The organism is Proteus columbae (assembly GCF_009914335.1).
Taxonomy (GTDB): domain Bacteria; phylum Pseudomonadota; class Gammaproteobacteria; order Enterobacterales; family Enterobacteriaceae; genus Proteus.
Window position 1 is genome coordinate 1,785,452 of the sequence record NZ_CP043925.1, and the last position, 25,341, is coordinate 1,810,792.

Here is a 25,341-nt window from a genome sequence, read left to right on the forward strand (position 1 = left end):
ATTAATGACATGATAATAACTATACTCTAAATAATTTGATGTTCAGCTAGATAACAAGTGAATGAGTCACTAGGGATATATAAAATATGTCACTGGTGCGAGTAAACGATGTCAACAATACTGAAATTTGAAATATGACGAGTATATAACAAAAATCATTATATAATCCTAATTGTCATAACTAGATTATATATTCGTTCTCTCTTTAGGTTACTTATTATTGAGTCATAAAATAAAACAGGCAACTTTAATGTTGCCTGTTTTTTGTTGTTCATTAGCGAGGAGAAACAGTTAAGTTATTTCCGTTGCCAATAACTGCAACACGTTGACCTTGGCTATAAACAGTATTATCTGCTTTTTGAACGATAGCGACAGTTCTACCACTATCTAAACGGACTTCAATTTGAACACCCTTAGTGGTATTTAAAGCGCCTTGTGCTTGTTGTCCTGCCATACCACCTGCTATTGCACCCGCGGCTGTTGCAAGATTACGACCTGTACCACCCCCCACAGTGTTACCTAGCATACCACCAAGAACGGCACCACCGATAGCGCCTAAAATATTCTCATCGCTACCCGCTTGAATATTTACTGCACGCACAGAAACCACTGTACCATAAGTAATATTTTGAGCTTGTTTTGCTTGGCTTGCGGTATAAGTGTCACCAGATAGTGAATTTGTATTCACACAACCAGTAAGTACAGTCATTGTAAAAAGACCAATAAGTAAATGCTTAAACATAGTCACTCCTAAAGAAAATCTGAGGTAAATTGTTCAGATTATACCAATGTTATCTAGTATCAGTTATAGCTCGTTTTTTGCGTATGTCGACACTGATTTTAATAATATATAGCTTACTATATAGTAAAGGCCGATCGTAAAAACAGAAGAGATTTCTGAAAGAAGAGAATATAACATTATATGTTAAAAATTTGCATCATCTTGATTATAAGGAAAAGAACATGATAGCAGGGCGGTATATTGGCGTGATGTCTGGCACAAGCTTAGATGGTGTTGATGTTGTATTAGCTGCAATCAATAATAAGTTCGTAGCACAACAAGAAAATCACTTTCTGCCTTATCCACAAAATCTACGCCAACGAATTTTAGCTGTTTGCCAAGGGCAACCTACTACCTTGCATGAAATCGGCCTATTAGATGCCCAACTGGGCGAACTTTATGCGCAAGCAATTATAGAGTTACTCGCAAAAGTAAAACTTAGCGCGAGTGATATTACGGCGATAGGGTGTCATGGACAAACCGTTTGGCATGAGCCAGAAAGTGATATGCCATTTACTATGCAAATTGGTGACAACAACCGTGTTGCTGCACTCACAGGAATTACGACAGTTGGTGATTTTCGTCGCAGAGATATTGCTTATGGCGGACAAGGTGCACCTTTAGTACCCGCTTTTCATCTTGCCGTGTTAGGACACTCTGTTGAAAAACGTGTTATTTTAAATATTGGTGGTATTGCCAATATCTCATTGTTATTACCTGGTATTGCAGTCAAAGGCTACGATACAGGGCCCGGAAATATGCTATTAGATAGTTGGAATTGGATCCATAACCAAACACCCTATGATGATAATGGTAAATGGGCTGCTACCGGCACTGTAAACGCAACTTTATTGAAAGATATGCTTTCAGATCCTTATTTTTCGCGTTCAGCACCTAAAAGTACAGGGCGAGAATATTTTAATACACAATGGCTAAATTACCATTTAGCAAGAGTACCTAATGTTTTTCCTGAAGATGTACAAGCCACTTTAGTTGAATTAACCGCGATAAGTATTGTGCAACAGATCCAATTAAACGGTGGATGTGAACGTTTACTCGTTTGTGGTGGTGGAGCGAGAAATGGACAAATTATGCATCGTTTAGCTTCATTATTACCAGGTACAGAAGTCGCAACAACGGATAAATATGGTTTAAGTGGCGATGATATGGAAGCGTTGGCATTTGCTTGGTTAGCCGCTCGAACTATTGCAAATGAATCAGGGAATTTGCCTTCTGTAACAGGGGCATCAAGAGAAACCGTTTTAGGGGCGATTTACCCTACAAATCCTCGTTAAGCGTGATATGCTGAACGCAGTTTCTCAAAAGAGAGAGTGAAAAATGACAGAACTTGATTTTATTGATGTTGCAGATTTACGCCGTGAATATATGAAAGGCGGATTACGACGTCATGAATTAACAGAAGAGCCATTAGTCTTGTTCGAAAAGTGGTTAAAACAGGCTTGTGAAGCACGTTTAAGCGATCCTACTGCCATGTGTGTCGCCACAGTTGATGAAAATGGACAACCCTATCAACGTATCGTGTTACTAAAACACTTTGATGAGAAAGGGCTCGTGTTCTATACCAATTTGGGTAGCCGCAAAGCCAGTCATTTAGAGCATAACCAAAAAATCAGTCTGTTGTTTCCTTGGTATCCCTTGGAAAGACAAGTTTGCTTTTTAGGTAAAGCAGAGAGGCTCTCTTCACTCGAAGTGATTAAATATTTTCATAGTCGTCCTAAAGATAGTCAAATTGCAGCGTGGGCTTCTCAACAGTCTTCTCGCATTTCCGCAAGAGGCGTATTAGAAAGTAAATTTCTGGAATTAAAACAGAAATTCCAAAATGGAGAAGTGCCATTACCGAGTTTCTGGGGTGGATATCGTGTGACATTTGATTCTGTTGAGTTTTGGCAAGGACGAGAAAATCGTCTACACGATCGCTTTATCTACCAAAAATCACCACAAGGATGGGACATTGAGCGATTAGCACCTTAATGCTGTGTTAATAAATTTGCCTCAAAAAGTCTTTTTCTACTGGTACTTAATGTAGTGGCGCTTTATGCTATACCACTTGTGTTTCACTTATATTTTAATAGACAAAAAAACAATAAACCGATGGAGTCATTGATGTCTAGCAAGAACCTAATCACACAATTGCAGGAGCGTGGGCTAATCGCTCAGGTCACGGATGAGGCAGCTTTAGTAGAGCGTTTGGAGCAAGGTCCTATCGCTCTCTATTGTGGCTTCGATCCTACCGCTGATAGCCTGCACTTGGGGCATTTGGTTCCTTTGCTGTGTTTAAAACGATTCCAACTAGCCGGGCATAAGCCTGTGGCGTTGGTGGGTGGTGCAACGGGTCTAATTGGTGATCCTAGTTTTAAAGCCACTGAGCGCAAACTGAATACCCAAGATACTGTTCACGAATGGGTAGAAAAAATTCGTAAACAAGTGTCACCTTTCTTAGATTTCAACAGTGGTGAAAACAGTGCGGAATTAGCAAACAACTATGACTGGTTTGGTCAAATGGATGTGCTGACATTCCTGCGTGATATCGGTAAACACTTCTCTGTGAACCAAATGATCAACAAAGAAGCGGTTAAACAACGTTTAAACCGTGACGATGTGGGTATCTCTTTTACTGAATTTGCCTATAACCTATTACAAGCTTATGACTTTGCGTCATTAAATACGCATTTAGGTGTTGAATTACAGATCGGTGGCTCTGATCAGTGGGGTAATATCACTTCAGGTATCGATTTAACCCGTCGTTTCAATCAGAAACAAGTATTTGGTATGACTGTACCATTAATTACTAAATCTGATGGAACTAAATTCGGTAAGACAGAAGGCGGTGCGGTTTGGTTAGATCCTAAGAAAACAAGCCCATACAAATTCTACCAATTCTGGATCAATACAGCAGATGCTGACGTTTATCGCTTCTTAAAATTCTTCACATTTATGAGCATTGAAGAAATTAATGCACTTGAAGAAGAAGATAAAAATAGCGGTCAAGCGCCTCGTGCTCAACGTGTATTAGCAGAACTAGTTACTGGTTTAGTTCATGGTGAAGAAGGTTTAATCGCAGCTAAACGTATTACAGAAAGCTTATTCTCTGGTGCAATTGCAGACTTAACACAAGCTGACCTTGAGCAATTAGCACAAGATGGTATGCCAACAATTGAGTTAGAAAAAGGCAGTGATTTGCAACAAGCACTGGTTAACGCAGAATTAGTTCCTTCTCGCGGTCAGGCTCGTACAATGATTGGCTCTAACGCAGTTTCAATTAATGGCGAAAAACAAGACAATCCTGAATACGTCTTTGAAGAAAAAGATTTCTTATTTGGTCATTACTCCATTTTGCGTCGCGGTAAAAAACATTACTGCCTCGTTATCTGGAAATAATTGACAGTAAAGGGCAGCCGGTGAGTTGCCCTTTTTCTTAATAACAATAAATAAACGTATATACCTCGCCTATGATGATAAAGCTTGGGTGTTGTGTGTATTCACAATAATCGGTTTATGTCATGAAAAATATACTCTCTATTCAGTCACATGTTGTTTTCGGTCATGCAGGTAACAGCGCCTCTGAGTTTCCAATGCGTCGTATGGGGGTAAATGTTTGGCCTCTAAATACAGTGCAATTTTCAAATCACACACAATATCCAGAAAAATGGACTGGCTGCGTCATGTCAGCAGAACATATTACTGAGATTGTTGATGGTATTGCCGCAATTGGTAAACTTTCACAATGTGATGCCGTACTAAGTGGTTATTTGGGATCGGCTGAACAAGGTTTACGCATTGTTGATATCGTTAAAAAAGTAAAACAAGCGAACCCTAACGCCTGGTATTTTTGTGATCCTGTAATGGGACATCCTGAAAAAGGGTGTATCGTGCCGCCAGAAGTATCTGGTGTACTGTGTGAAGAAGCGTTACTTATCAGCGATATCATTGCGCCTAATTTGTTAGAACTTGAAACATTAAGTGGTGGCAAAGCCCTTCATAATGTTGATGAATGTGTGAAAGCCGCTCGTGAATTGTGCAAACAAGGTCCAAAAGTCGTATTAGTAAAACACTTATCACGCGCTGGATATCGTCATGATCGCTTTGAAATGCTGCTAGTTACCGCAGAACATAGTTGGCATGTGAGCCGTCCATTAGTTGATTTTGGTGAGCGTCAACCTGTGGGTGTCGGTGATTTAACCAGTGGTTTAATGCTAGTGGATTTACTTAAAGGTGTTGAATTACAAACTGCATTAGAACACGTTGCCGCGGCAGTTTATGAAGTGATGCTAAAAACGAAAGAGATGAATGAGTACGAACTGCAACTTGTTGCTGCTCAAGATCAAATGGTGCATCCAACACACAGATTCTGTGCAACACAGATAGATTAAACCACACAAATCCTAAGAAAAGAAAAAGCGGATATGAATATTGCGTCCGCTTTTTTATTGTATTAAGTTTATTTTTTATTACGTTTTAACTTACTCTTTAATTAACCCTTCAGTGACCAGTGCGCTATGTACATTAGGGCGTTGTGCAATACGCTTTAGGTAATCTTGCAGATGTGTTAAGTCAGTTAAATCTAAACCGACATGCGGTGCCCATTGGCTTAATGTAAACAAATAGGCATCAATAACCGTAAAATGCTCACCACATGCACATTTTTGCTTGCTTAATACATCATTAATATAAGCAAATTTACTTTTTAATTTAGTTTTAATAACAGCCACATAGCTTTCAGGTGTATCTGGTGAAAATAGAGGGCTATAGCCTTTATGTACTTCACTGGCAAGAAAGTTTAACCACTCAATTTGATGGTAACGTTCTAGCGATTTTGGCGGTGCAATTAAATTCCTATCTGGTTTTAAGTCTGCAAGGTATTGAACAATTGCAACACCTTCAGTCAAAATATCACCATTATCTAATTGAAGAACAGGGACTTGGCCTTTTGGGTTGATGGTTAGAAAATCTTTCCCCGATTCTGTTTTCTTAGCACGTAAGTCGATGCGCTCTATTGAAAAATCTAAACCGGTTTCACGTAAAACGATATGAGGGGAAAGCGAGCAACTACCTGGCGTGTAGTACAATTTCATATTGAATAGCTCCCTATCAATGAGGTGGTGAATTAACTTACAGATATCAGAATATCTTCACTAATATAAGATGATAAGAGGTTCTAAGAAATTAGCAAACTCAAATGGTGCGAATAAAAAAGGCTTTTGTAAATCTGTGAACAAGGCAGTTAATTGATGAAAATACACGAAAACAAATGCCCCTTATATTAATAGGATATAAGACGTCTTCAATTATGACTCTTCAAAGGAGGGTAAAAAAGAAATATCAAGGTAATAGATTTTTGGATTTCGTTTATCAACATAGACTGTAACAAGCTCTTTATTAATATAAGGCGTGGGATCAAAAAAGATATAACCACTTTTATAACGAATTAATCGATTGTTTAATGTATCATGATAATCAGCAATAATTTGATAGGGAGAACGGTGATTAAAACGAATATGACTATTAATAATAATTTCGGATATTTTTACATTGATAGGCATCCCATCACGTTTTAGTCGTTGATCCCTTGTTGCTCTTCTTCTGATAAAATACAAAGGGATAAGCCCTGTTGATGCAAATACCAATCCAAAAATACTTAATATAGTACCCGCGCCATATAAGCCTAAAAAATTGTTTATTGTTGCTCTTTGTGGATCACTTGGAAGATAAATAACGTTAATCTTTTCACCAAGATAAAAGCGGGATTGATTGCCACCTTCCGGTGAGCGAAACGTTATTTCTCTATTATCTTCAGTATTAAATCGAATAATAGGGTGATAAATACTTCTATCATCCGAAGATTTACTCACACTTTGGTCAATAACAACACCTGTTGTCTCTATTCCATTTCTTACTACATTTAATTCAGATTTAATAACAAACAACGCCACAACAAAAATAATTGCACCAATAAGAGCAAAAATATAAAACAGAAATCTAAATTTCTTCATACATTAAGTCCTTTTATTAATAGGTGATTATTTTAGCGCTAGTATAAAAAAAGATTATAGGAATAAGCTAAAAAATAGAAGAAAAAAATCAATTAAAAAGTAAGGATAAATAGCAGCATTGTTATAATAAAAAAGCCAGCCTTAACAGTAAGACTGGCTTCTATTTATTTATAGAACAGAATTATTTTAATTCTAATTCATTCATTGCAGCGATGCTGAAACCACCATCTACGTGAATGATTTCACCTGTGATACCACCAGATAAGTCAGAGCATAAGAATGCGGCTGTATTACCCACATCTTCCGTTGTTACAGTACGACGCAGAGGAGTTACTGACTCGCAATGGCTTAACATTTTACGGAAATCTTTGATACCAGATGCCGCTAATGTACGGATCGGACCTGCTGAGATACCGTTAACACGAATACCTTCAGGACCCATAGCATTTGCCATATAACGAACGTTAGCTTCTAAAGAGGCTTTCGCAAGACCCATAACGTTATAGTTAGGGATCGCACGTTCAGCACCTAAATAAGTCAGAGTTAATAGAGCTGAATTTGGATTTAGCATTTCACGGCTTGCTTTCGCCATAGCAACGAAGCTGTATGCACTGATATCGTGAGCAATTTTAAAGCCTTCACGAGTTACGGCATTAACGTAGTCGCCATCTAATTGGTCAGCAGGAGCAAAACCGATAGAGTGAACAAAACCATCGTATTTTGGCCAAACTTTTGCAAGTTCTGCGTACATGGTATCGATGCTTTCGTCTTTTGACACATCACACTCTAATACGATATTTGAGTCTAATGATGCTGCAAATTCTTCAACGCGTGGTTTCAGTTTTTCATTTTGGTAAGTAAATGCAAGTTCTGCACCTTGGTCACGCATAGCTTTGGCAATACCATAAGCAATTGATAATTTACTAGCAACACCAGTAATAAGAATGCGTTTGCCGGTCATAAAGCCCATAGCTGTATCCTTGTTTTTTCGTAAATCGCGATAATAACATCATTCACAGTTTTATTTATCTGTTAGGTTATCACGCTTATTGTTAATAAACGTGGCTGATTCTACCACGACATTTGTAAATTTGTTTAATTTCCCTAGCACCTCCGAGGAGTTAAGGGAAAAGGGTGAAATAATGTGCAATCAACATTATGCTTATATTGTTTACACTTAAGTCAAATCTTGACGCCAAGCTTCTGCTGTTAAGGCTTCACCAAAGTGACTTGCTACCAATCTTCGAGTAACTTCATGTAATGGTGACGCAAGGACTTCTGCTGTATTACCACGTTCAACGACTTCGCCATTATCCATCACTATGATTTTATCGCTAATATGTTTTGTCATGCCTAAGTTTTGTGTCACATAAATATAGGCAATATCATGGGTTTCTTGCAGTTCTAACATCAAGTTTATTATTTGTGAGCGTAAAGACATATCCAGCGAAGCTATTGCCTCATCGGCAATAATGACTTGAGGTTGTAATATCAATGCTCGTGCAAGCGCAATTCGTTGGCGCTGACCTGATGCAAACATATGAGGATAATAGTTTGCATGTTCAGGTAAAAGACCCACTTGGCGTAATGTTTGATAAATTCGTTTTTCACGCTCAATCGCACTTAAGTCTGTATTCAGGCGTAAAGGGATCTCTAATGTTTGACCAATACGCTGGCGCGGGTTTAATGAGTTGGTGGGATCTTGAAATATCATTCTAATTCGCTGACTACGATAAGGGTAATCACCAAAAGTCAGTTGATGCCCATTAATAAAAATATCGCCACCCGTAGGCTCTGTCACACCTGATAACATTCTCGCTAGTGTAGATTTTCCCGAACCATTAGCGCCAATAATAGCTAAAGTTTGCTTGGGTTCTAGCGTAAAACTCACAGGTTTTACGGCTTCTAACTGCTGACGCCGAAATAATCCGGTACGATAGCGAAATGTTTTTGATAGATTTTTCACCTCAAGCAGCTTATCGAACATCAGTTGGCTCCACATTTAACGGAAAATGACAAGCCACGGCATGGTTTTTAAATAAACGTAACCTAGGTGCTTCAATACATTGTCGCTGCGCATAAGGGCAGCGAGGTCCTAAGCGGCACCCCACCGGTAAATGCTCAAGAGAGGGGATTGCGCCGGGTAATGTATTTAAACGGCTCTTATGTGCCAATGAGTTGGTAAAATCGGGAATAGAGCGGATCAAAGCCTGAGTATAAGGGTGATAAGGTGTCACTAATAACTCGTCAGGGGATGCTGTTTCGACGGTTTGACCACAATACATAACCGTAATTTTATTCGCCAATTTGCTCATCCATTGCAAATCATGGCTAATCAACAAAATGGTCATATTGTTATTTTGATTAAGTCGAGTCAGTAAACGAAAAATTTGGGTTTGTGTTGCCGGCTCCATAGCGTTAGTCGGTTCATCCGCAATCAGCAATCGAGGCTGATTTGCAATGGCAATGGCAATCATCACCTTTTGGCATTCACCCTCGGTTAATTCATAAGGATAACTGCGCATAATATCTTTGTGATCTTTAATACCTACACGGTGCAATAGTTCAATTGCGCGACGCTTTCGCCAATGAAAGCGTTGCCACCAATGGCCTTTAAAAGTCCAACCAGGAATTGCCTGTATAAGTTGCTGCTCAATTTTTGTAGCAGGATCAAGACAAGATTGTGGCTCTTGGAAAATCATTGAAACATTATGACCAATGACACGGCGTCTAGCTCTTGGTGATAATTTAAGTAAGTCGATATCATCAAAACGAAAGCGATCGGCTGTCACACTGATATTATCTTTTGTAACGCCACAAATCGCTTTTGCAATTAAGCTTTTACCCGACCCTGATTCACCAACAAGACCTCTCACTTCACCTTCATTTAAGGTTATAGAAACACGATCTACCGCTTTTACTGGACCATCGGGTGTCATAAATTCAATGGTTAAATTGCGTATATCTAATAAAGGCATTATTCAACTCCCTCATTTATTGCACGCTGTAAACCATCACCTAAAAGGTTCACCAGTAAAACGCTTATCATAATTGTGGCGCCTGGAATTAAGACTGTCCAAGGAGCAACATATATTAACTCTAACGAATCACCTAACATCGCTCCCCATTCTGGTGAAGGAAGTTGGGCACCTAAATTGAGAAAACCTAATGCTGTAATATCAAGAATAGCAATTGAGAAAGCGCGTGTTAATTCAGAAACTAATACAGGCGTAATATTAGGCAGTACGGTATACCATAAAATGGAAATGTTCGATGCACCATCAAGTCGAGAAGCAATAACATACTCTTTGTTTAATTCATCATTAACCGCAGAGTAAATCATTCTGACTAAACGCGGTAACAGCGCCAGCCAAATCGCTATCATCGCATGACCAAGACTTGTTCCAACAAAAGCCACAACAATAATAGCAAGCAGTAGGGATGGAATTGATAACAGGGTATCTAATATATGATTGAGAATAGCGGATTTTAAGCCATGAGTCATACCTGCAAAACAACCGATAATTAATCCCATCAGTGTCGCTGCAAAAGTAACAATAAATGCACCACCAAAGGTCATGCTTGTACCAATTAAAATTCGGCTGAATACATCACGTCCTAAATCATCTGTACCAAAGAAATAAGAGACATTGCCGTTTTGATACCAAGATGGTGGAGTGAGTTGATGGCCAAAAAATTGTTGGTCGAGTGCATAAGGCGCAATATAAGGGCCTATAATACTGAGCACTAAGAGAAAAAGAACGCCATAAAACCCTACCATTGAGATAACGTCTTTAGAAAAACATTGCCAAATCACCGCAGCGGGTGTGGGTGTTTTTTTCTCTTTATAAAATTGGCTATCTAAAGGCATATCCCACCTTGTGTTTCATTGGGTTGCTCATTGCGCCCACAATATCTGATAAAACGTTGACAATAATGACCATTGAACCCACCAACATTACACCAGCTGAAATAGCAGAGTAATCTTGTTGACGGATTGCTGTAACCAACCAACGACCAAGCCCCGGCCAGTTAAATACAATTTCTGTTACCATAGTTAGCGTAAGCATGGTGGAGAACTGTAAGCCTAATTTAGGGATGATTGGAGGTAAAGCATTATGAAGAATATGGCGACGAATAATTGTAAAACGTGAAAGACCTCGAGTTGCGGCTGCTTTCACATAGTTCTCTGACATAATTTCTTCCGTACTGTTTCGCATTAATCGAATAACTTCGGTTGTTGGCGCAATAGCCAGAGTTATTACAGGTAAAATTAAATGCTGTAATACATTAATGATCATTTGTTGACGATAAGGTGAATCAGATAACCACGCATCCACTAATGCAATGCCTGTAATAGGCTGCAAGTTATAAAGCAAATCAATACGGCCTGAAACAGGTAGCCAACCCAATTTTAGTGAGAAGAAAAGCGTTAGCAGCAATGCAAGTCCAAATACTGGCACAGAGAAACCTAAAAGCGCGAAGTTACTGATAATAATATCAGCGGATTTATTACGCCAAACTCCCGCAATAATACCAGCAGGAATACCTACAATAAGGGCAAAAAGAAAAGCTAATGTACAAAGCTCCATGGTCGCTGGAAGTGCCTCTACTAATTGCGCTTTGATAGGTTCACCATTGATAGAGGAAATACCAAAATCAAAATGGATCATATTATGGGCATAAAAAAAGTAGGCATCGGTGAGTGATGCACCACTTAACGGGGCATTTGGTGTGTAATAACTTAGGCTAAAGCTCACTAGCGACAAAAAGAACAGTGTCACAAGCAATAAAAGCAATCGACGTATTGAATAAATAATCATGGATTATTTTATAGCCTCTTTCTTGTGATTTTGTTCGTCTACTTCTGCCTCTCGATAAACACCAGCAAAAGACGCATTACCAAAAGTACTCAATACCAATCCTTTAATATCATAACGATATGCTTGCATACGTAAAGAGTTTGCTAAAGGCAACACTGGTAACTCTTGAGCAAGAATATCTTGAGCTTCATGATAATAATCCATTCTTGAAGCAAGTTGCTGACTATAAAGCGCTTTTTTCAAAATATCATCAAAGTTAGGTAAACACCAATGACTTAAGTTAGTTTGTGAGCCAATGGCTGCACAGCTAAAGAGAGGACGGAAAAAACTATCAGGATCGTTACTGTCAGTTGACCAACCAGATAAGGTCATATCATGAGTGCGATCCATCATACTCGTTTCTTGATATCGTCCTTCAATAGGACGAATGCTCATTTGAATACCCACTTGCGCTAAGTCTGCTTGAATAAGTTCCGCCATTTTTAATGGGCTTGGATTATAAGATTGTGAGGCGCTAGGTACCCAAAGATTTAATTTCAGCCCATCAAGGCCTAGCTCTTTAAGAATTTGTTTCGATTTCTCAGGATTATATTCTGTAATTTTTGCTCGGTTATCATAAGCCCAAGATGCGCGAGGAAGCACTGATGCTGCCGTTTCTGCCGTACCATAATAAATAGATTCCATTAAACGTTCGTTGTTAATGGCATAAGCAATAGCTTGACGAACTTTAAGATCATTTAGGGGTGGTTTGCTGGTGTTAAAGGCTAAATAAGCGATATTCATACCAGAACGCAACGTTAATCTTAGTCGTGGATCGTCACGTAAGACTTTTAATTGGCTTGCGGCAGGATAGGCTAAAACATCACATTCACCAGTGAGTAATTTAGATATACGGCCTGTACCACCTGCACCCATATCAATAACAATCTGTTGCATTTTGGGTTGGCCTTTCCAGTAATCTTTATTTCTAAATAAACGAACAAATTGCCCTGGTTGATATTCATCTAAAAAGAAAGGGCCTGTTCCTACTGGTTTCCAATCAAGCTGTGTTTGATCGCCTGATTTTTCTAAATTTTGGGCGTATTCGGCAGAAAGAATAGGGGCGTAATGTGTTGCTAAATGCCATAGAAAAGAGGCGTCAGGCTCTTTTAAGCTAAATTCTACCGTGTATTGACCTAGTCTTTTTATCGATTGGATATTATTGGCAAAACTTAAGCTGTCAAAATAGGGGTATTTCCCGCCATTAATTTGATTGAAAGGATTTTGTGGATTGATCATCCTTTCAAAACTAAAAATAACATCATCAGCGGTAAGTTTACGTGTTGGTGTGAACCAAGATGTTTGTTGAAAGGAGACATTTTTACGTAAATAAAAGCGGTATGTCGCGCCGTTATCTAATGTTTCCCATCGAGCTGCAATTTCAGGGATCAGGCGATAAGTGTAAGGGTCGACATCTAAAAGACGGTCATAGAGCTGTGCAGCTAGAGGATCAATAATTAATCCACTACTTGATAGTTGTGGATTAAAGGTATTTACACTGCCATCAACACAGTAAACAAAGCCATTTTGATTAATTGGAGTTGGCTCAAGCGTTATAGATGGTGCTTGTGTTTTTGGTGCTACATCCGCAATACAAGTTACGCTTGTAAAGGTGAGTAGCAAAGTACCAATAAATAAAATAGGGCGCATAAATAATGTCTTTTAGAGAAACGATTTTGCTATTGTAACTTAAAAAACTTTCTATCCCCAAATAGTCAAAAAAACAAAGTGAGAAAAATTCTCAATAAAATGCTTTACAAATGCTAATGATAAAGATTATCATCCGTATTGTCCTTCGGCGGTAAGAGGTTTTCCGCAGAGGGCACGACATTGCTCACATTGCTTCCAGTATTTTTTACTAGCCAGCTCGGGTGCTGGCTTTTTTTTTTGCCTATTGTTTACACCCCTCCCAGCCTAGGAGTTAAAAAACTATATTTATCAATAAATTAAGTTATTATTTGATGTTTTTTAATTAGCCCTCTAAATTGATCGTAACTTAGTGATAATTTTTCAGCCGCCTCTTTCTGGTTATATAAGCTCTCTTTTAATGCACTATTTACTAATTTTTTTTCTACATCATTTTGCCACTGGCGTAAATCCAACGGTAATATGGGTAGTGAAAAATTTTCTTTTGGTGATTTTTTTAATGTGGGGGTTTTTGGCGACTGAAGGCCAGCAAAGGGATCAATAATAATATTAGTGAGTACGTTGTCGCAGGTTCCATGACGATAAACTGAGCGTTCAACAACATTTTTTAGCTCACGAATATTACCTGGCCATGAATAATCTAAAAGCACTTGGCGCGCACTATCACTAAAACCAGGAAAAAAAGGTAAACCTAACTCTTGGCACATTGAGATAGCGAAGTTTTCAGCAAGCAACATAATATCTGCACGTCGCTCTCTTAATGGCGGGAGTCTAATAACATCAAACGCCAATCTATCGAGTAAATCGGCACGAAATTTACCTTCTTCCGCCATTGCGGGTAAATCTGCATTTGTCGCGCAAATAAGCCTAACATCCACATGCAGAGATTGACTTCCCCCAACGCGCTCTAAATGACCATACTCAATGACGCGCAGAAGCTTTTCTTGCACAAGCATGGGAGCAGTCGCCAGTTCATCAAGAAAAAGAGAACCTCCATCCGCACGTTCAAAACGCCCTTGATGGCGATTTCTAGCACCAGTAAAAGCGCCTGCTTCATGACCAAAAAGCTCAGAATCAAGTAAATTGTCATTGAGCGCAGAACAGTTGATTGAAATAAAAGGTCCTTGCCACCAAGGAGCAAGATAGTGTAATCGATGAGCGATCAACTCTTTGCCTGTACCTCGTTCACCAATAATTAATACAGGCTTTTTTAATTGAGCAAGTGCTGAGGTTTGTTCTAATACATCAATAAATTGACTATCAACGCCGATTATTGTCTCTAAATTCTCATTCATTGGTTAAATTCACCATATAGAGGTATTTTTTACCAGTCTATCAGGTGTTCGAAAAATAGGCGAACAATATAAATTACCTATTATTAATAGCTTAAGTGAATTTTAAAAGTTGGCACGCAAATTGTATTAACTAAAGTATGCCGGCGTTACGACAGTGCGCCATTACTGAAATAATTTAACGTCACTAATTAGCATAGCTATTAAGGATAACATCATGGGTATATTTTCACGTTTTGCTGACATTATTAATGCCAATATCGCTTCTTTATTAGATAAAGCGGAAGATCCTGAAAAAATGATCCGCCTAATGATCCAAGAAATGGAAGATATGTTAGTTGAGATCCGTACAACTTCTGCACGCACTTTAGCTGAAAAGAAAGGATTAGAGCGCCGTATCGAACAAGCTGAAAAACAGATGAAAGATTGGCAAGATAAAGCAGAGTTAGCTCTTATCAAGGAAAAGGAAGATTTAGCTCGTGCAGCATTAATCGAAAAACAACGTGTAGCATCAGTTAATGACACATTGAAACACGAACTGATTATTATTGATGAAACGCTAACTCGTTTAAAAGGCGAAATTAGCGAATTAGAAAACAAGCTAACTGAAACACGCGCAAAACAGCAGTCTTTAGTTGTGCGTCATCAAGCAGCAAATTCATCTCGCCAAGTTCGTCGCCAATTAGACAGTGGTAAAATGGATGCAGCAATGGCGCGTTTTGAACAATTTGAACGCCGTATTGACCATATGGAAGGTGAAGCTCAAAGTTATGGTTTAGGAAAGGAAAAATCTTTAGAGCAACAGTTTGCTGAATTAAAAGCTGATGATGAAATTAGCGCGCAATTAGCGGCATTAAAAGCTAAAATCAATATCAATAAAGAGTAACAGCAAGCGTAATAACCATCTTATAAAGGATATGTAATGGGCTATATATTTCTGGGAATACCACTGACAATTTTCGTTTTATTTATTCTCCCTATTTGGTTGTGGTTGCACTACAACAGTCAGAAAGGTGGAGGTAATGTTCAGTTAACCCATCAAGAAATGCAGCGACTGAGCGCGCTGGTGGATAAAGCTCAGCAAATGCAGGAACGCATTAAGACGTTAGAACAAATACTTGATGCAGAACATCCTAACTGGAGGCAATCACAATGACGATGCAAAGCAAACAATTGTATCGCTTGCCACAAGAGGGCATGATCCGTGGTGTATGTGCTGGGCTTGCCCATTATTTTAATATTCCTGTTTTGCTTATCAGGGTTATTGCGGTGATTGCGCTGTTTGCTGGTTTTTTCGGTTTAACTATTGTTGCTTATTTTGTTTTAAGTTTCTTCATGGAGCCAGCTCCTGCTAATTACCAGCAAGGTGAAAATCAGCAAGAGAGCTTAAAAGACATTTTAAGCGGGGTAGATAATCAATTGATGCAAGGTGAAAAACGTTTACAACAAATGGAACGTTATATTACTTCTTCTACTTATCAGTTAAATAAACGTTTTCGAGATTTGTAATATTTTTGCCATTTAATCTGATAAGACGCTCCATTTTAGGAGCGTCTTTCTTTCAGCCCGTTTATCTTTTTCAACGCTTGTATTGTGAGAGAATAAAATTTCTGATTGAGGAGCCTATTGTGAATTTCAATCAAGTATTCGTTTCTTTAAAAACAAATAAACTCGCCCAATTAGCCAAAAAAGGGTTAACATTTGGGTTAATGTTATTCACTTTATTTGGGCCAGCCGCAATCACAGGCGGTATATTAAAACGAGTAAGTAGCAAACCGTTACGTTGGCTGGTTCTATTGATAGCTGAACCTATTATCAAAGCAGGTTTTAATAAGCTATCGCGTCAAATGTCTTGGGAGAAACATGAAACGCCTACAAAATGAACTTACAGCTTTTATTAATCGTGGTGTTGATAGACATCTTCGTTTGGCCGTAACTGGATTAAGTCGAAGTGGTAAAACAGCATTTATTACCTCTTTAGTTAATCAACTTATTAATGTGCATACAGGCGCGCGTTTACCACTATTTTCGGCTGCACGAAATAAACAACTACTAGGTGTAAAACGCATTCCTCAACATAATTTAAATATTCCTCGTTTTACTTATGATGAGGGAATGGAATCTCTTTATCATACACCGCCAAGTTGGCCCGTTCCTACAAAAGGGGTCAGCGAAATTCGTTTACAACTACGTTATCGCTCGAATGAATCTTTCACACGTTTTATAAAAGAAACATCTTCTCTTTATTTAGAAATTGTTGATTACCCAGGCGAATGGCTATTAGATTTACCTATGCTTGAGCAAGACTATTTTGAATGGTCAGAGCAAATGAATAAGGTCAATCGCCAAAGAACATCACCAGAACAGCATTGGCAATTACTCCTTAAAAAATGTGATCCTTTTGCGCCAGCTGATGAAACGTTATTAGCTGATATAGCCTCCGCTTACACAGACTATTTATTATCGTGCAAGGAAGAAGGGCTTCACTTTATTCAACCTGGACGTTTTGTATTACCTGGTGAATTAGCAGGAGCACCTGTTTTGCAGTTTTTTCCTTGGGCTGATTTGCAACAATATGATATTGCTAAATTAAAGAATGCAGATAAACGCACTAATATTGGTATGCTAAAACAGCGTTATGAATATTATGGACAGCATGTTGTAAAAGGTTTTTATCGTGATCATTTCCAAGGATTTGATAGACAGATTGTTTTGGTTGATTGCCTACAACCTTTAAATCAAGGTGCAGATGTTTTTAATGATATGCGCCAAGCATTAACACAATTAATGCGCAGTTTTCATTATGGAAAAAGAACTTTACTTAGACGCTTATTTTCACCTTGTATCGATAAACTTCTGTTTGCAGCCACAAAAGCCGACCATATCACGGTTGATCAACACGAAAACTTAGTGTCATTGCTTCAACAGCTTATTCAAGACGCTAAACAAAATGCTATTTTTGAGGGGATCAGTATAGATTGCATGGGACTAGCTTCTATTGCGGCAACTGAAAGTGGGATTGTTGATCATCATGGCGAAAAAATACCAGCCTTAAAAGGTTTTCGTTTAAGCGATAACACACCATTAGTATATTTTCCCGGTGAGGTTCCTAAGCGATTACCTGAAAAAACATTTTGGGAAAAACAAGGGTTTAGTTTCGAATCTTTTAGGCCGCAACAAATATCAAGAGATAGTGCGGTTCCTCATATTCGTATGGATAGTGCAATGGAGTTTTTGTTAGGGGATAAATTAAAATGACGGAGCCATTAAAATCACGAATTGATTTTAAAGAACCGATACTTCAAGAAGAAATCACCTTGAAAAAAGGTGTTGGCTTTAATGAAAATGAGCAATTTTTGCCTATTGATCCACAATTGGATGAAGAGAATGAAGGGCAATTAGAAGGTGATGTTCAATCAATTTTAAAACCGAAAAAAAGTCTCTGGAAACGTTTATTAACGATTGCAAGTACCATTTTAGGGATCAGTGTTATTGCCCAAACGGGACAGTGGATTTATGACTCATGGGCAAATTCTGACTGGATTGCGTTGGGTGCAGCCAGTGCGGGTGGGTTAATTGTTGTTGCTGGGATTGGATCAGTGATAACAGAGTGGCGCCGTATTTATCGTTTACGTCAACGGGCAGATGAAAGAGATAAAGCAAAAGAGTTACTTTATAGCCATGCGATGGGGAATGGTCGGCCATTTTGTGAAAAACTCGCTAAACAAGCGGGTATTAGCTCACAACACCCTGCATTAATTCGTTGGCAAAGTGCATTACACGACACCCATAACGACAAGGAAGTATTAGAACTTTATAGTCAACTTGTTCAACCTATTTTGGATAAACAAGCTAGAGCTGAAATTAGTCGTTCTGCAGCAGAGTCAACCTTAATGATCGCTGTCAGTCCGCTGGCAATGGTTGATATGGCTTTTATTGGTTGGCGTAATATTCGTTTAATTAATCGTATTGCAGAAATTTACGGTATCGAATTAGGTTACTATAGTCGTCTAAAACTCTTTCGCCTTGTTCTAGTCAATATCGCATTTGCGGGTGCGACAGAACTGGTTAGAGAAGTTGGAATGGACTGGCTTTCACAAGATCTTGCAGCACGATTATCAACAAGAGCCGCTCAAGGTATTGGCGCAGGTTTATTAACAGCGCGTTTAGGAATAAAAGCAATGGAATTATGCCGTCCTTTACCTTGGATTGACGATAATAAACCTAAGCTAGGCGATTTTAGAAAAGAGCTAATTGGAAAATTAAAAAATACTATTGGTAGTAAGAAAAAAGAATAAATTATTATTTTCACCTTTTAATAATTTTAAATAAAAACCGCAGAAGTCATTCCGCGGTTTTTTTGTATAAAGATTGGCAAAGTGTTATTTATATAAAATAGCCCTAATAAGAAAGATGATAAAATATTATTTTAAAATAAGTCATCAAATGCTATAAAGTATTTTTATAATTTTATTACTAATAATGTTATTGTTTTAAATGGGAACTATCGTGATAAAAAATTTTAAAAAGAGTCAATTTTTACAAAATTTGAGATGGTTGTAACTATTTGTATATAAAGATTAATATGTTTTCCTCTAGTGAAATATTTGTAATTTTAATCAAAATATTCCTTTTTTGAAAGAAAATAGTCTTGAGTTTGGTTTAATAAATAGCGTTAAATGTTACCGCAAGAATGTATCGCAGACCTATTCTATTAATATATTTTCAAACATCTAATTTGTAAGTTATTCGTTATTTAATAAACAGAGACGGTTTTTTATTTATAAAAAATAGAAAATAGTTAATAAATAATTATTCTAAGAAGGTTAAAAAATGAAAGAAATACAAATTTCAGTAATAAAAAAACTCTCTAAATCAAGACGTCAACTCTACCTGAGTTCAGAGTTTAATGTTTCAAACATTGACAACCAATTAAGTATTTTAATCCCTATTCTTGATGAAACGATCAGTGAGATTAAAAAAAGACAATATCAAAAGCAACCTAAGTCATTTCAAATAAAAGAGATATCCCAATTTTTTGAATATCTGACTGAGTCGGATAAGAAAGAAAAGGCAATAAACGCATTAGAGTATCTCCTCTTTTGTTTTGATAATGGATGTAAAACTATCAAAAAGGTGATCCGTCGAGAATTAAGCCCTTTGGTAAAGGACGTGGAATATCTTATCGATTTTGAACTAAAAAAAATAATAAAAACCTCTTCATTTTCGTTATTCGGTTTTTTTAAAGCATAAATAATCTTGCTTAAAAATTAGGAGATTGATTTAGTTGTGTAAAAATAAATGCTAGTGGTGTCAACCTTTGCTGACAATCCTCTTTATTTCGTTGATATTTATGTATAATATCTAGAATTAGTTCAGGGTCACTCAGTATTAAGAAGGTTTATAATGCGTTTAGAGGTCACTTGTGAAGATCGCATCGGGTTAACCCGTGAATTATTAGATCTGCTCGTATTAAAAAATATTGATTTGCGTGGAATTGAAATATTCCCAATTGGTCTTATTTACCTGAATTTCTCACAGATAGATTTTAATATATTTCAGCCTCTTATGGCGGAGATACGTCGAATAAATGGTGTTATTGATGTACGTACTGTTGCATTTATGCCATCAGAGCAAGAACATCGTGCAATTTGGACATTATTAGAATCTGTTCCTGTACCTGTTTTTTCTATTGATACCAAGGGTAAGGTCAAATTACTTAATCCTGCGACAAGACAGCTTTTTGGTTTATCTCCAGATGATCACGCTGAGAAAACATTTAACCAATTTATCCCAAATTTTAATATTCATCGTTTTTTAGAACAAAAAGAGCACTTTATTCAAAAGGTGCCTATTACTGTGAAAAAACAGAATTTTGAAATGGAAATAGTCCCAATTAAACTGACAGACGATAACCAATATAATCATTGCGTTGGGGCTTTTGTTTTACTGAAATATAATGAAATTATTTATAATTACCCTAGATTAGTGACTAACGATCAAAGTGGGTTTGACCAAATTATTGCCGTAACACCTAAAATGAAGCAGCTTATTACTCGTGCAAAGAAAATGGCAATAATGAATGATCCATTGTTATTAGTGGGTGAAACAGGTACAGGAAAAGATTTATTAGCAAAAGCCTGCCATTTACTAAGTAGCCGTTTAAGATATCCATTTCTTGGCTTAAATTGCGCTTCAATGCCTGATGATGTTGTTGAAAGTGAGTTATTTGGCTATGCAGCTGGTGCTTATCCTAATGCCATTGAAGGAAAAAAGGGCTTTTTTGAGCAAGCTAATGGCGGTACTGTTTTACTTGATGAAATCGGTGAAATGTCACCGCAGATGCAGATCAAACTTCTACGCTTTTTAAATGATGGAACGTTCCGTCGAGTGGGTGAAGAAGAAGAAGTGAATGTAGATGTGCGCATTATTTGTGCTACTCAGAAAAATTTGTGGGAATTAGTACAAAAGGGATTATTTAGAGAAGATCTCTATTATCGCTTGAACGTATTAACATTAACATTACCGCCATTAAGGGAAAGAAAGGACGATATCATTCCGTTGGCAACTCATTTTATTAATCAGTACTGCCAAGAACAAAAGGTGGGTGTCCCGTCCATTTCTACTGATTTCTCAAATTATTTAATGCAATATTCTTGGCCAGGTAATATTCGCCAATTACGGAATACTGTTTATCAAGCAATGGCACAGTTAGTCGGAAATACATTGCGTGTTCAAGATATTACGTTACCTGAGCACATGGATGAAACATTATTTGATGAGAATCTATTAGAAGGCTCGTTAGATGAAATGACAAAACGCTTTGAAGCTTCGATTTTAACGCGTTTATACCGTGATTATCCAAGTACACGTAAATTAGCGAAACGCTTAGGTATTTCTCATACCGCTATTGCGAATAAGCTAAGAGAATATAATCTTACGAATAAAAAGAGTGATAAGTCTGAAGAATAATTGAGTAGTAAGATTTTGTGCATAATAAAAATAGACGAGCATAATACTCGTCTATTTTTTTATCAGTATTATTTCAGTGCTTTTAACGCATCATCATAATTGGGTTCAGTTGTAATTTCATCAACCAACTGGGTGTAGATAACCATGTTATTTTCATCTAAAACAATCACTGCTCGGCTTGTTAAGCCAGCTAATGGACCTGATGTAATTGCAACACCGTAGTTTTCTTTAAATTCAGCACCACGCATTGTAGATAATGTCACAACGTTATCTAAGCCTTCCGCGCCACAAAAACGCGCTTGAGCAAAAGGTAAATCAGCTGAAATACATAAAACAACCGTGTTATTCAATTCATTTGCAACTTTGTTAAATTGGCGAACACTTGCAGCACAAACACCAGTATCTACACTTGGAAAAATGTTTAGAACTTTACGTTTACCTGCAAAATTCGCTAAAGAAACATCATTAAGATCTTTACCAACAAGAGAGAAATCCGCAGCTTTTTGACCTACTGCTGGGAAATTACCCGATAGTGCCACTGCATTTCCTTGTAAAGTAACTTGATGTGCCATTGTTGTTCTCCTTTATTAGTTGTCAGACTAACTGTTATTAATACTCAGTATTAACGATAATTCTCGTTAATGCTTAACCATTATTAAAATTTGCCACTATTGGCATAGTCATCACTAAAAACATAAAAATTTATAAAATATTTGTAATCAGTGATTGTGCCTTTTTATCAGGCTCTTATAATTGTGCAGTTTATTCTCATACAGATTACAGGACGAAACAGACATGCGCAAAATATTCGTCATCTCATGTGCACTTGTCGTTCAAGGATTACTCATATCGCAGATAAATGCGGCAGTAGTCCCCGCAGGAACGATACTCGATAAAAAGCAAGAAGTAGTTCGACATTTAAAAGATGAGCCAGCATCACTTGATCCTATTAATGCAGTAGGATTAACAGAAGCTCAAGTGCAACGTGATTTATTTGAAGGGTTGACGATAGAAGATGAGCATGGTCGTCCCATTCCGGGTGTTGCTCAAAGTTGGCGTACAGAAGATAATCGTGTGTGGATCTTCACTTTACGCGATAATGCCAAATGGTCTAATGGTGAGAAGGTAACCGCAACAGATTTTGTCTATAGCTGGCAAAGGTTAGTTGACCCTAAGAATCTTTCACCTTTTGCATGGTATGCATCACTTGCATCTATTGAAAATGCACAAAAGATTATTGATGGAAAATTAAAACCGACATCATTAGGCGTGGAAGCACTTGACGAAAACACGCTAAAAGTGACATTAGAACGACCAGTCTCATATTTTCCAAGTTTAACGACTAATTTTTCGTTATATCCTGTACCTCATCATAGCATTGAAAAATATGGCACTGAATGGGTTAAGGTTGGCAATTTAGTCGGAAATGGAGCTTTTGTTTTAAAAGATAGAGTCGTTAATGAGAAGATCGTATTAACGCCAAATCCTTATTATTGGGATCATAAAAATACAGTATTAACCAAAGTCACTTTTGTGCCGATTAATCATGAATCACATGCGACTAAGCGTTATTTAGCGGGTGATATTGATATTACAGAGTCATTCCCGAAAAATTTATATCATAAATTAATGAAAGATATTCCTAATGAGGTTTATATTCCTGACCAGTTAGGAACTTATTATTATGCTTTTAATACCCAATCGGGGCCAACAAAAGATATTCGTGTACGTAAAGCGTTAGCGATGGCAATAGATAGAAAAATTATCACTGATAAAGTATTAGGAACAGGGGAGAAATCAGCAAACCGTTTTACACCTGATGTAACGGCGGGCTTTACCCCAGAACCTACAATTTATGATGAATACAATCAAGATGAATTAGATAGTCAAGCTAAGATCTTATTAGCGGCTGCGGGATATGGCCCTCATAATCCATTAACACTCTCATTGCTATACAATAATTCAGAGAATCATCAGAAAATTGCTATTGCAGTTGCTTCTATGTGGAAGAAAAAGTTAGGCGTGAAAGTCGAATTACGTAATCAGGAATGGAAAACATATATTGATAGCCGAAATTCTGGGGATTTTGATGTTATAAGAGCATCATGGGTTGGCGATTATAACGAGCCTTCTACTTTTTTAAGCTTATTAGGCTCTAAACACGCTGGTAATATCCCTAAATACCAGAATAAGCAATATGATGAAATATTAACATTGTCTGGTATGACTATTGATACAAACGAAAGAAACAGTCTGTATAACCGTGCTGAGCAAATAATTGCTGAAGATGCACCAATCGCACCTATTTATCAATACACAAATGGACGCTTGATAAAACCGTGGTTAAAAGGTTATCCCATTGAGAACCCAGAAGATGTTGCTTATAGCCATACACTTTATATATTGAAACATTGATTCAATTCTTTATTTTAACATAAACAGAAAACACTCAATTTAATTGAGTGTTTTTTTATAGAAAAAATAAAACGATAGAGATGAAAAAGGTATTTTTACTTAATCCATATAAGATTTTTGCTGAAAATAGATAATGGATAAGTAATAAAAAAAAGAAAAAATAACCCCTTTTAGAAAGGGGCGTAGCAAAATAAAGCAGGGTAACTTATTATCTAAATATAAATTATATTGTTAATACTTTCTTTGCACGCCTTTTATTGTATCTAACTGTTACAGTGATTAATAAAATATTTATAACAAAAAAAATCCCTCTGTTATGAAAACAGAAGGAGACTCAAAAGGAATAAACATTGCAAGTAGGATGTTAATACATTTTTGCGACATTGTTTTGACTAATTGTGCAATTCGCTTGATGTTAAATATCGTATTTTTGTTTATTTGTAGTTATAAATTCTTAATTATAACAACAATTAATGCTTTTGTTATGGTGTTTGATGGTTTTATAAATGAATATATCTGTTTTTCTTTTTGTAAGTGTTAAATGACACTACAGATTGTCAACACGATTTAAAAACGATATCCCAAAGAGAGTTGTAAGGCATTTAATTCAATATGACGTTTATTAGCTGTGGAATCAGAATAAAGATAGCCCAAGCTAAATGAGATATCCTTAACAGGATTATAATCGATGCCAATTTGACCAATTACACTTGTTGTATTAATTACATGGGAATCTGTTGTATTTATTTTAGGATGATATTTATCTTCCTGATGCTTTAATTTATTAGGCCCCATTTGAGCATAAACAGAAATTTCAGGTGTTATTCTATAAGTTGGGCCGATTAATAGTCCTGTGGTTTTAGTTCGGTATTTTATTGTTGAAGGTATGGTAAAACGAGGATCAATAAAATGTTCTTTATGGTTGGCATTTAAACGTAGTAGAGAAATTAATATTCCCCAAGCATTTTCTGTTTCATAACGATAACTGATTATTTCACCTTTTGCTATGTCACCTTTTATTTTGCCATAAATATAGCCACCAGAGAGGGTGTGCGTCTTATCATAGGCATGTAATGTAGAGGAATAAGATAAAGCTAAACTAATTAAAATAAGGACTAATTTATTCATTATGGAGTTTCTATGTTGATGTGTAGAACACCATTTTTAGTAAAATAAATGTCGATTTCAATATTAATTGATTGAAATTACTCTTAAAAAAAGTTTGAGTGCTTATTTTTAAACTCAATAAAAAATCAAACTATTATAAATAGCTAATTATTAAATAGCATAAGATTTATTAATTATTTTAATGATGGTGCAATGAAATGATGAGAAATTACTTAAATAGAAGGGAGTAGAAA

Annotated in this window: 25 protein-coding genes; 13 read left to right on the forward strand and 12 right to left on the reverse strand. The window is 37.0% G+C overall.

Annotated elements, in window-relative coordinates:
* Positions 1-274: 274 nt before the first annotated feature.
* Positions 275-742 carry a glycine zipper 2TM domain-containing protein gene (locus F1325_RS08650; RefSeq protein WP_075672187.1) on the reverse strand — a complete coding sequence of 156 codons (468 nt, stop codon included), beginning with the start codon at positions 740-742 and terminating at the stop codon, positions 275-277.
* Positions 743-963: 221 nt separating this feature from the next.
* On the opposite strand from F1325_RS08650, the gene anmK reads away from it, so the two are divergent.
* The 4 genes from anmK to pdxY all read left to right on the forward strand — a co-directional run bounded on the left by anmK (position 964) and on the right by pdxY (position 5,172).
* Positions 964-2,076, forward strand: a complete 1,113-nt coding sequence (anmK, locus tag F1325_RS08655) for an anhydro-N-acetylmuramic acid kinase (protein WP_109372410.1) — start codon at positions 964-966, stop codon at positions 2,074-2,076.
* Between the two features lie 43 nt (positions 2,077-2,119).
* Positions 2,120-2,773: a pyridoxamine 5'-phosphate oxidase gene (gene pdxH, locus F1325_RS08660; RefSeq protein WP_109372409.1), complete on the forward strand. Its 654-nt coding sequence runs from the start codon at positions 2,120-2,122 to the stop codon at positions 2,771-2,773.
* Positions 2,774-2,905: 132 nt separating this feature from the next.
* Positions 2,906-4,180 (forward strand): tyrosine--tRNA ligase, encoded by a 1,275-nt coding sequence (gene tyrS / locus F1325_RS08665; RefSeq protein WP_036913193.1) that lies wholly within the window; start codon positions 2,906-2,908, stop codon positions 4,178-4,180.
* A 122-nt stretch (positions 4,181-4,302) separates the two neighbouring features.
* On the forward strand, positions 4,303-5,172 hold the full coding sequence (gene pdxY / locus F1325_RS08670; RefSeq protein ID WP_160230324.1) for a pyridoxal kinase PdxY: 870 nt from the start codon (positions 4,303-4,305) through the stop codon (positions 5,170-5,172).
* A 90-nt stretch (positions 5,173-5,262) separates the two neighbouring features.
* On the opposite strand, the gene gstA is transcribed toward pdxY, so the two are convergent.
* The 9 genes from gstA to pspF form a co-directional block, all read right to left on the reverse strand.
* Positions 5,263-5,874: a glutathione transferase GstA gene (gene gstA, locus F1325_RS08675; RefSeq protein WP_109372407.1), complete on the reverse strand. Its 612-nt coding sequence runs from the start codon at positions 5,872-5,874 to the stop codon at positions 5,263-5,265.
* A 213-nt stretch (positions 5,875-6,087) separates the two neighbouring features.
* Positions 6,088-6,792: a DUF3592 domain-containing protein gene (locus F1325_RS08680; RefSeq protein ID WP_109372406.1), complete on the reverse strand. Its 705-nt coding sequence runs from the start codon at positions 6,790-6,792 to the stop codon at positions 6,088-6,090.
* A gap of 181 nt (positions 6,793-6,973) precedes the next feature.
* Positions 6,974-7,762 (reverse strand): enoyl-ACP reductase FabI, encoded by a 789-nt coding sequence (fabI, locus tag F1325_RS08685; protein WP_072067955.1) that lies wholly within the window; start codon positions 7,760-7,762, stop codon positions 6,974-6,976.
* Positions 7,763-7,969: 207 nt separating this feature from the next.
* A complete protein-coding gene (gene sapF, locus F1325_RS08690; RefSeq protein ID WP_023582326.1) occupies positions 7,970-8,779 on the reverse strand; it encodes a putrescine export ABC transporter ATP-binding protein SapF in 810 nt (269 codons plus the stop codon).
* Positions 8,769-9,770 (reverse strand): putrescine export ABC transporter ATP-binding protein SapD, encoded by a 1,002-nt coding sequence (sapD, locus tag F1325_RS08695; protein ID WP_088495738.1) that lies wholly within the window; start codon positions 9,768-9,770, stop codon positions 8,769-8,771. The genes sapF and sapD overlap by 11 nt, the downstream gene beginning before the upstream one ends.
* On the reverse strand, positions 9,770-10,663 hold the full coding sequence (gene sapC, locus F1325_RS08700) for a putrescine export ABC transporter permease SapC (protein WP_023582324.1): 894 nt from the start codon (positions 10,661-10,663) through the stop codon (positions 9,770-9,772). The genes sapD and sapC overlap by 1 nt, the downstream gene beginning before the upstream one ends.
* Positions 10,650-11,615, reverse strand: a complete 966-nt coding sequence (gene sapB / locus F1325_RS08705; protein WP_088496042.1) for a putrescine export ABC transporter permease SapB — start codon at positions 11,613-11,615, stop codon at positions 10,650-10,652. Before sapB ends, sapC begins: the two co-directional genes overlap by 14 nt.
* A gap of 3 nt (positions 11,616-11,618) precedes the next feature.
* The gene (gene sapA / locus F1325_RS08710; RefSeq protein ID WP_109372405.1) at positions 11,619-13,304 is read right to left on the reverse strand and encodes an ABC transporter substrate-binding protein SapA; all 1,686 of its coding nucleotides are present in this window, start codon (positions 13,302-13,304) and stop codon (positions 11,619-11,621) included.
* Between the two features lie 296 nt (positions 13,305-13,600).
* A complete protein-coding gene (gene pspF / locus F1325_RS08715) occupies positions 13,601-14,596 on the reverse strand; it encodes a phage shock protein operon transcriptional activator (protein WP_109372404.1) in 996 nt (331 codons plus the stop codon).
* Positions 14,597-14,810: 214 nt separating this feature from the next.
* On the opposite strand from pspF, the gene pspA reads away from it, so the two are divergent.
* The 8 genes from pspA (at position 14,811) to tyrR (ending at position 21,565) form a co-directional block, all read left to right on the forward strand.
* Entirely contained in the window at positions 14,811-15,479 is a 669-nt protein-coding gene (gene pspA / locus F1325_RS08720; protein ID WP_109372403.1) for a phage shock protein PspA, read from the forward strand.
* 36 nt (positions 15,480-15,515) lie between these two features.
* Positions 15,516-15,749 (forward strand): envelope stress response membrane protein PspB, encoded by a 234-nt coding sequence (gene pspB, locus F1325_RS08725; protein WP_023582319.1) that lies wholly within the window; start codon positions 15,516-15,518, stop codon positions 15,747-15,749.
* Positions 15,746-16,102: an envelope stress response membrane protein PspC gene (gene pspC, locus F1325_RS08730; RefSeq protein WP_109372402.1), complete on the forward strand. Its 357-nt coding sequence runs from the start codon at positions 15,746-15,748 to the stop codon at positions 16,100-16,102. Before pspB ends, pspC begins: the two co-directional genes overlap by 4 nt.
* Positions 16,103-16,221: 119 nt before the next feature.
* Entirely contained in the window at positions 16,222-16,476 is a 255-nt protein-coding gene (locus F1325_RS08735) for a phage shock protein PspD (RefSeq protein WP_109372401.1), read from the forward strand.
* Complete coding sequence (locus F1325_RS08740) at positions 16,457-17,851, forward strand: YcjX family protein (protein ID WP_160230325.1); 1,395 nt, start codon at positions 16,457-16,459, stop codon at positions 17,849-17,851. Before F1325_RS08735 ends, F1325_RS08740 begins: the two co-directional genes overlap by 20 nt.
* On the forward strand, positions 17,848-18,891 hold the full coding sequence (locus F1325_RS08745; protein WP_109372399.1) for a YcjF family protein: 1,044 nt from the start codon (positions 17,848-17,850) through the stop codon (positions 18,889-18,891). The genes F1325_RS08740 and F1325_RS08745 overlap by 4 nt, the downstream gene beginning before the upstream one ends.
* Positions 18,892-19,426: 535 nt before the next feature.
* Positions 19,427-19,846 carry a hypothetical protein gene (locus tag F1325_RS08750; protein WP_244313560.1) on the forward strand — a complete coding sequence of 140 codons (420 nt, stop codon included), beginning with the start codon at positions 19,427-19,429 and terminating at the stop codon, positions 19,844-19,846.
* A 153-nt stretch (positions 19,847-19,999) separates the two neighbouring features.
* Positions 20,000-21,565 carry a transcriptional regulator TyrR gene (tyrR, locus tag F1325_RS08755; protein ID WP_109372398.1) on the forward strand — a complete coding sequence of 522 codons (1,566 nt, stop codon included), beginning with the start codon at positions 20,000-20,002 and terminating at the stop codon, positions 21,563-21,565.
* Between the two features lie 68 nt (positions 21,566-21,633).
* Here tyrR and tpx read toward each other — a convergent pair whose 3' ends face one another.
* Complete coding sequence (tpx, locus tag F1325_RS08760) at positions 21,634-22,137, reverse strand: thiol peroxidase (protein ID WP_109372397.1); 504 nt, start codon at positions 22,135-22,137, stop codon at positions 21,634-21,636.
* Positions 22,138-22,360: 223 nt separating this feature from the next.
* On the opposite strand from tpx, the gene F1325_RS08765 reads away from it, so the two are divergent.
* A complete protein-coding gene (locus F1325_RS08765; protein ID WP_109372396.1) occupies positions 22,361-23,980 on the forward strand; it encodes a peptide ABC transporter substrate-binding protein in 1,620 nt (539 codons plus the stop codon).
* A gap of 567 nt (positions 23,981-24,547) precedes the next feature.
* Here the strand turns inward: F1325_RS08765 and F1325_RS08770 are convergent.
* Positions 24,548-25,108 carry an Ail/Lom family outer membrane beta-barrel protein gene (locus tag F1325_RS08770; protein ID WP_109372395.1) on the reverse strand — a complete coding sequence of 187 codons (561 nt, stop codon included), beginning with the start codon at positions 25,106-25,108 and terminating at the stop codon, positions 24,548-24,550.
* Positions 25,109-25,341: the final 233 nt, after the last annotated feature.